The following is a 6802-nucleotide window of genomic DNA, read 5'->3' on the forward strand; positions in this document are numbered from 1 at the left end:
CCTGAGCAAGCGTTGTGTGTTCCGTCACCCTGCGGTGCCGTCCTCCTCCTGCGCCGCGTCCAGCGATGCGACGATCAGTTCCACCCCGGCCGTGTCCAGCATCTCTCGCGCGCGCGGGCTGATGCCGTCATCGGTGATCACGGTGTGAATGCGTTCGAGCGGGCACAGCACCAGCGACGAGCGCGCCTCGAATTTCGTGCTGTCGACCAGCACAACCAGCTCGTCCGCCTGCCCGATCAGCTTGTGTTCGGCCTGGATCAGCAGCGGGTCGGCCTCCATCAGACCCAGCGGGCCAAGGCCCTGCGCCCCCATGAACATGCGCCGCGCATAGAAATTATGGGTGACGTCGTTTTCAAACGGGCTGAGCACGATCTGCTGTTCGCGGTAGATCACCCCGCCCGGCAGCATCACCGTGTTCTTGGAATGCTTGAGCAGATGTTCGGCGATGGGGAATGAATTGGTGAAGACCTGCAAGCGGCGGCTGGCCAGCGGGTGCACCATCTGAAACGTCGTGGTGCCGCCGTTGATGATGATCGGCTCGCCGTCGGACACCAGATCGACCGCCGCCCGCGCGATGGCCTGTTTCTGCCGCGTGCGCAGGGTTTCGTTGACCGCAAAGGTGCGGCCCGCAAGGCCGACGAACTGCGGCGGCGCGAGGGCCTCGGCCCCGCCGCGCACCCGGCGCAGTTTCTTTTGCATGTGAAGGGTGGCGATGTCGCGGCGGATGGTTGCCTCGGACACGCCGGTCAGCGCCACGAAATCCGGCACCGTCACGACGGGGCGGTCCTGAACGGCGGACAGGATCAGCCTGTGGCGTTCTGACTCGTGCATACGTTCCTCCCTCTTCCGGCGCTTACATTGCAGAGCGGTTCGCGCATAGTCAATCACAAACGCGCATGTGTTCGCATTAAATTCGCGAATGATGATTGAAAATGATTGTTTGTGATTGACAATGCGCGGAGCGCAGCGCAGCTTTTAGGCAGGAGAAGACACGGGCCATGCGCCCATCTGGGAGAAAATCATGCTTCAGACCATCCCCGCACCGCGGCTTGAAAGCCTGTGGGACGATGCCCGCGCCAAGACCATGAGCGAGCCGGAAAAGCTGCTGTACCGCTCGAACCTGCTGGGCTCTGACAAGCGCATCACCAATTACGGCGGCGGCAACACCTCGGCCAAGGTCGACATGCCCGATCCGCTGACCGGCGAGACGGCGCAGGTGCTCTGGGTCAAGGGCTCGGGCGGCGATGTCGGCTCGATGGCGCTTGACGGGTTCGCGACGCTGTACATGGACAAGCTGCGGGCGCTCAAGGGCAAGTACCGCGGGCTTGCCCATGAGGACGAGATGGTCGGCTACCTGCCGCATTGCACCTTCAACCTGAACCCGCGCGCGGCCTCCATCGACACGCCGCTGCATGCCTATGTTCCCAAGGCGCATGTCGATCACATGCACCCTGACGCGATCATCGCCATTGCCGCTTCGTCCGACAGCCGGGCGCTGACCGAAGAGATTTTTGGCGGCACCATCGGCTGGCTGCCGTGGAAAAAGCCGGGTTACGAGCTGGGCCTGTGGCTGGAAAAATACTGCCTCGAAAACCCCGACGCCAAGGGGGTGGTGCTGGAATCGCACGGGCTGTTCACCTGGGCGGATGATGCCAAAGACTGCTATCTGCTGACGCTGGAGATCATCAACACCGCCATCGCATGGTTTGCGCAAAAGACTCGCGACGGCGATGCGTTTGGCGGCCCGCTCCATCGCGCGCTGCCCGAACCCGACCGCCGCGCCATTGCGGCGCAGCTGATGCCGGCGATCCGCAGGCATGTGTCGGGCAAACAGCACATGGTCGGCCATTTCGATGACAGCGACGCGGTGCTGGAATTTGTCAACGCGCACGACATGGCGGCTCTGGCGGCGCTCGGCACCTCTTGCCCGGATCATTTCCTGCGCACCAAGATCCGCCCGCTGGTGGTGGATTTCGACCCCGCACAGGGCAATACAGACGCGGTGCTGGAAGGCTTGCCCGCCCAGATCAAAGCCTATCGCGATGATTACGCCGCCTATTACGAGCGCTGCAAACACCCCGACAGCCCGGCGCTGCGCGACCCCAACGCGGTGGTCCATCTGGTGCCCGGCGTTGGCATGATCACCTTTGCCAAGGACAAGGCGACGGCGCGGATTTCGGCGGAATTCTACGTCAACGCGATCAACGTCATGCGCGGCGCCTCGATGGTCAGCAGCTATTGCGGCCTGCCCGAACAGGAAGCCTTCGACATCGAATACTGGCTGCTCGAAGAGGCCAAGCTGCAGCGCATGCCAAAGCCCAAATCGCTGGCCGGGCGGGTGGCGCTGGTCACCGGCGGGGCAGGGGGTATCGGCGCCGCCACCGCCGAGCGTTATCTGCGCGAAGGCGCCTGCGTGGTGCTGGCCGATATTTCCGAAGACGGGCTGGCGCGGGCCTCGGAGGCGCTGGTCCAGACATACGGGCGCGACATGGTGCGCACGCTGCTGATGAATGTCACCGACGAGGGGGCGGTGGACCGGTCTTTTGCCGAGGCTTGCGTCGAATACGGGGGCCTCGATATTCTGGTGTCGAACGCCGGGATCGCCTCGTCGGCGCCGATCGAGGACACCTCGCTGGCGCTCTGGCAGCAGAACATGGACATCCTGTCGACCGGCTATTTCCTTGTCAGCCGCGCGGCGTTCCGCCTGATGCGCCGTCAGGCCATCGGCGGTGCGGTGGTGTTCGTCGCCTCGAAAAACGGGCTGGCGGCATCGCCCAATGCCTCGGCCTATTGCACCGCCAAGGCGTCGGAAATTCACCTTGCCCGCTGCCTCGCGCTCGAAGGCGCCGAGGCGGGCATCCGCGTCAATGTGGTCAACCCCGACGCGGTGCTGCGCGGCTCGAAGATCTGGGAGGGCGACTGGCTGAGCCAGCGCGCCGCGACCTATGGCACCGACAAGGACGGGCTCGAAGAGATGTATCGCAACCGGTCCATGCTCAAGCGCTCGGTGCTGCCCGAGGATATCGCCGAGGCCGCCTATTTCCTCGCCTCGGATCTGTCGGCGAAATCCACCGGCAACATCCTCAACGTGGATGCGGGCAACAAAGAAGCATTCACCCGCTAAGGGGAAGGGCAAGACCATGACAGCATATGACAACGCAAAACAGGCCTTCGCCGATTGGGGCGTCGACACCGAAAACGCGCTGAGCGCGCTGCAGGGCATCGCCATTTCCATCCACTGCTGGCAGGGCGATGACGTGGTAGGGTTCGAAACCCGGCGCGGCAGTTCCGGCGGCGGCATTCAGGCCACTGGCAACCATCCGGGCCGGGCGCGCACCCCGGACGAGCTGCGCGCCGATCTGGAGTTTTCCTGCGCGCAGATCCCCGGCAAGCACCGGCTGAACCTGCACGCCTGCTACATGGATACGTCCGAGGCCCCGGATCGCGACGCCATCGAATATCGCCATTTCGAACCATGGGTCGATTGGGCGAAAGCGCAGGGCATGGGGCTGGATTTCAACCCCACCTTCTTTGCCCATGAAAAGGCCGACGACAACCTGACCCTGTCGCACCCCGACGCGGGCATCCGCGATTTCTGGATCGAACACGGCAAGCGCTCACGCGAGATCGCGGCGCGGATGGGCGATGCGCTTGGCACGGCGGCGGTGAACAACATCTGGGTGCCGGACGGCTCCAAGGACAACCCGGTTGGCCGCATCGAGGCGCGCCGGCGGCTCGAAGCCTCGCTGGATGCGATCTGCGGCGACCCGCTCGACAAGACGCGGATGCTGGATGCGGTGGAAAGCAAGCTGTTCGGCATCGGGGTCGAGGCGATGACCGTGGGCAGCCACGAGTTTTACCTTGGCTATGCGATCCGCCGGCAAATTGCGCTGTGCCTCGACATGGGGCATTTCCACCCGACCGAAAACATCGCCGACAAGCTTAGCGCCGTGGCACTGTCGGTCGATGACATCCTGCTGCATGTTTCGCGCCCGATGCGCTGGGACAGCGATCATGTCATCCTGCTCGACGACAGCATCCTTGCCATGGCGCAAGAGCTGGTCTTTGGCGAACTGCTCGGGCGCACCCGGATCGGGCTGGATTTCTTCGATGCCACCATCAGCCGCACCGCGGCTTGGGTGATCGGTGTGCGCAACATGCAAAAGGCGCTGCTGCGGGCGCTGCTGTTGCCGCAGGCCCGGCTGAAGGCCGCCGAAGATAAGTTGGATTACACCACGCGCCTTGTCCTGACCGAAGAGCTGAAAGATCTGCCCTACGCGACCGTCTGGGCCGAATTCTGCGCCCGCTGCGAGGTGCCCGAAGGCGCCAAGCTTGTCTCGGCGCTGGCGCAGTATCAATCCTCGGTCGCGGGTCGGGGCTAGCCACGATGAATTCGTTCACCCATCCAATTTCCTTCGTCAAAGAGGCGGCGCCACTGGCGCATATGTGCTGGAGCATGGGCTGGAACGAGGCCAATGGCGGCAATTTCTCGTGGCGCTTGCCGCGCGACGAGATCAGCGCCATTCTTGCCCGTCACTACCCCGATCTGGCCGCGGCCGACCCGGTGGCAATGCCCATCGACGCGCCGGATCTGGAGGGCGAGATCTTTCTCGTCACCGGCTCGGGGCAGTTCTTTCGCCATGCGCTGGAAAAGCCCAATCAGGTGTTCGGCATCGTGCAGATCGTGCAGGGCGGCACCGCGTGGCGCAAGCTGTGGGGGTTTTCGTCGGGGGCGCAGCCGACGTCGGAATTCGCCACCCATCTTGCCGCCCATGCCATCCGCAAGCGGGTCAGCGGCGGGCGCGAACGGATGATCCTGCATTGCCACCCGCCGGAGTTCATCGCGCTCAGCTTCGTAATGCCGCTGGAATCGCGCGCGCTCACCTGCGCCCTGTGGAAAATGATGCCCGAATGCATCGTGATTTTTCCCGACGGGGTGCGGGTGGTGCCGCTGTTGCTGCCCGGAACGGTCGAGATCGCCGAAGCCTCGGCGGCAGAGCTGGAGCGCAGCCGGGTGATCTCGTGGAGCCATCACGGCATCTTTGCCTCGGAGGAAAACCCCGACAAGATCTTTGCCCTTGTCGAAACGGTCGAAAAGGCATCTGCGATCCATCGCCGGGTGCTCTCGGCGGGCGGGGCGCGGCAGGTCATCGATACCAAGATACTGCGCCAGCTGACCGAGAAATTCGGCGCGCTGATGGTGGCGAAGCCGGAGTTTCTAGAATAGCGCCTTGCGTCTAGCGCGCGAGATAGCGCGCGATTGTCTCAACCTCTTCGGACGCGCCGAACACCAGCGCCACATTCTCATGCGCGGTTTGCGGCACCAGATCGAGAATGCGGCGGGTGCCATCGGTGGCGCGGCCCCCGGCGGCCTCGATCAGCAGGGCGATGGGCACCGCCTCGTAGGCAAGGCGCAGCCGGCCCTGCTCATAGCCCTTGCGGCGGTCGGCGGGATACAGGAACACGCCGCCTTTCAGCAAGATGCGGTGCAGCTCACCCACCGCCGCCGCCAGCCAGCGCATGTTGAAATCGCGGCCCCTTGGCCCCTCGGCGCCAAGGCGCAGATCGCGGGCCCAGTCCTGCAAGCCCTTGGGCCAATGCCGTTCGTTTGACGCATTATAGGCGATGGTCGATGCGGCAGGCTTCAGCCGCACGTCGCTGGCGGCGATGCGAAACGCCGCGCCATCCCATGTCGCGATCTGCACACCATCGCCCAGCGTGAACCCGACATCCAGCGAATGCCCGAACGAGGCATAGCCCGCCGCGACCGCCTCGGAGCCGGGGCGCAGGAAATCGCCCCGGCCCGCCGGGTAGATCGCAAACAACAGGCCCAGCGGTGCGCCGATGCCGATGGAGCCAGAGCCGTCGATCGGGTCGATTGCCACATCCCAGCCGCCCTCGGGGTCGAGCCGTTCGACCGCCTCGGCCTCTTCGGACAGCATGTGGCGCACCGATGCCGTGCTCAGCGCTGCCAGCAGGTGATCATGCGCGCCAAGGTCCAGCGCCTTTTGCGCATCGCCGCTTTCGTTGGTGCCGGCAATGGCCGCCGGATCGCCGGGCAGCTTGCCCGCCGCCAGCCGGGCGGCCAGCGCCGGCAGCGCCTGCGCGATGGCGGCGACGATACGGGCGGGCCCGGACGCGGGCAGCGCCTCGGCAAGGGTCGCGGCGGTGCTGGGGCAATCGTTGGGCAGGTGCAGCATGGCGGGCTCCGTTTGGCGTTGCGGGGCTGCTAGCACCGGGCGCGCCCGAATGCAAAAGCCCCGGCATCTCGCGGCGGATCGCGCTTACCAAAAAGACGCTCGGGCTGCGCCCGTTCCGCCATGCAGGGCTGGCGATGCGCCACCGCCTGCGCGGACCTCTCTCAGCCTTCGGCATGGGGCGAGCGTGGCTTGGCGGCGGCCACTAAGACCTGCAAAAGCTTCCTCTTTCGAGAATTTTGGTATTTGACCTTACGCTTCGGGGTCGGAGAGGTGGTCGCGAGATTTCGGACCAGTTGCTAAGCTGTAGCGACTGACGAAGGAACGACCCAGATGACGAAGCGGAAACGCTATTCGGCCGAGTTCAAGGCGAAGGTGGCGTTGGAGGCCATCCGCGAGGAGCTGACAACGGCGGAGCTGGCCAAGAAGTACGGCGTCCACCCCACAATGATCAGCGGTTGGAAGAGAACGGCGATCGAGAACATGGCATCGGCGTTTGGCGGTGCCGCATCGGCCGAGCCGGCGATTTCCGAGAAGGATGTCGAGAAGCTGCACGCCAAGATCGGCCAGCTGGTCGTGGAACGGGATTTTTTATCGGAAGCCTC

The 6802-nt window shown here is 64.6% G+C and carries 6 protein-coding genes; 4 read left to right on the forward strand and 2 right to left on the reverse strand.

Features of this window, described 5'->3' with window-relative positions; genetic code table 11:
• Window positions 1–24 precede the first annotated feature (24 nt).
• Entirely contained in the window at window positions 25–831 is an 807-nt protein-coding gene (locus Q4543_RS17075) for a DeoR/GlpR family DNA-binding transcription regulator (protein ID WP_303440248.1), read from the reverse strand.
• A 190-nt stretch (window positions 832–1021) separates the two neighbouring features.
• Here Q4543_RS17075 and Q4543_RS17080 point away from each other — a divergent pair, with 190 nt between their 5' ends.
• The 3 genes from Q4543_RS17080 to rhaD are packed head-to-tail and all read left to right on the forward strand — an operon-like array spanning window position 1022 to window position 5227.
• A complete protein-coding gene (locus Q4543_RS17080) occupies window positions 1022–3124 on the forward strand; it encodes a bifunctional rhamnulose-1-phosphate aldolase/short-chain dehydrogenase (RefSeq protein WP_303440251.1) in 2103 nt (700 codons plus the stop codon).
• Between the two features lie 16 nt (window positions 3125–3140).
• Window positions 3141–4382: an L-rhamnose isomerase gene (locus tag Q4543_RS17085; RefSeq protein WP_303440255.1), complete on the forward strand. Its 1242-nt coding sequence runs from the start codon at window positions 3141–3143 to the stop codon at window positions 4380–4382.
• A 5-nt stretch (window positions 4383–4387) separates the two neighbouring features.
• On the forward strand, window positions 4388–5227 hold the full coding sequence (gene rhaD, locus Q4543_RS17090) for a rhamnulose-1-phosphate aldolase (protein WP_303440258.1): 840 nt from the start codon (window positions 4388–4390) through the stop codon (window positions 5225–5227).
• A gap of 10 nt (window positions 5228–5237) precedes the next feature.
• Here the strand turns inward: rhaD and Q4543_RS17095 are convergent, their stop codons facing one another.
• The gene (locus tag Q4543_RS17095) at window positions 5238–6200 is read right to left on the reverse strand and encodes a class 1 fructose-bisphosphatase (protein WP_303440261.1); all 963 of its coding nucleotides are present in this window, start codon (window positions 6198–6200) and stop codon (window positions 5238–5240) included.
• Window positions 6201–6530: 330 nt separating this feature from the next.
• Here Q4543_RS17095 and Q4543_RS17100 point away from each other — a divergent pair.
• Window positions 6531–6802, forward strand: a 272-nt coding sequence (locus Q4543_RS17100) for a transposase (protein WP_303440264.1), incomplete at its 3' end; no start/stop codon positions are given.

It is taken from the genome of Salipiger sp. 1_MG-2023, from assembly GCF_030547555.1.
In the GTDB taxonomy this organism is placed as follows: domain Bacteria; phylum Pseudomonadota; class Alphaproteobacteria; order Rhodobacterales; family Rhodobacteraceae; genus Salipiger.

Coding starts and splice junctions, on each gene's coding strand:
- Q4543_RS17075 (WP_303440248.1), bottom strand. CDS start 831: ATGCACGAGTCAGAACGCCACAGGCTGATCCTGTCCGCCGTTCAGGAC.
- Q4543_RS17080 (WP_303440251.1), top strand. CDS start 1,022: ATGCTTCAGACCATCCCCGCACCGCGGCTTGAAAGCCTGTGGGACGAT.
- Q4543_RS17085 (WP_303440255.1), top strand. CDS start 3,141: ATGACAGCATATGACAACGCAAAACAGGCCTTCGCCGATTGGGGCGTC.
- rhaD (WP_303440258.1), top strand. CDS start 4,388: ATGAATTCGTTCACCCATCCAATTTCCTTCGTCAAAGAGGCGGCGCCA.
- Q4543_RS17095 (WP_303440261.1), bottom strand. CDS start 6,200: ATGCTGCACCTGCCCAACGATTGCCCCAGCACCGCCGCGACCCTTGCC.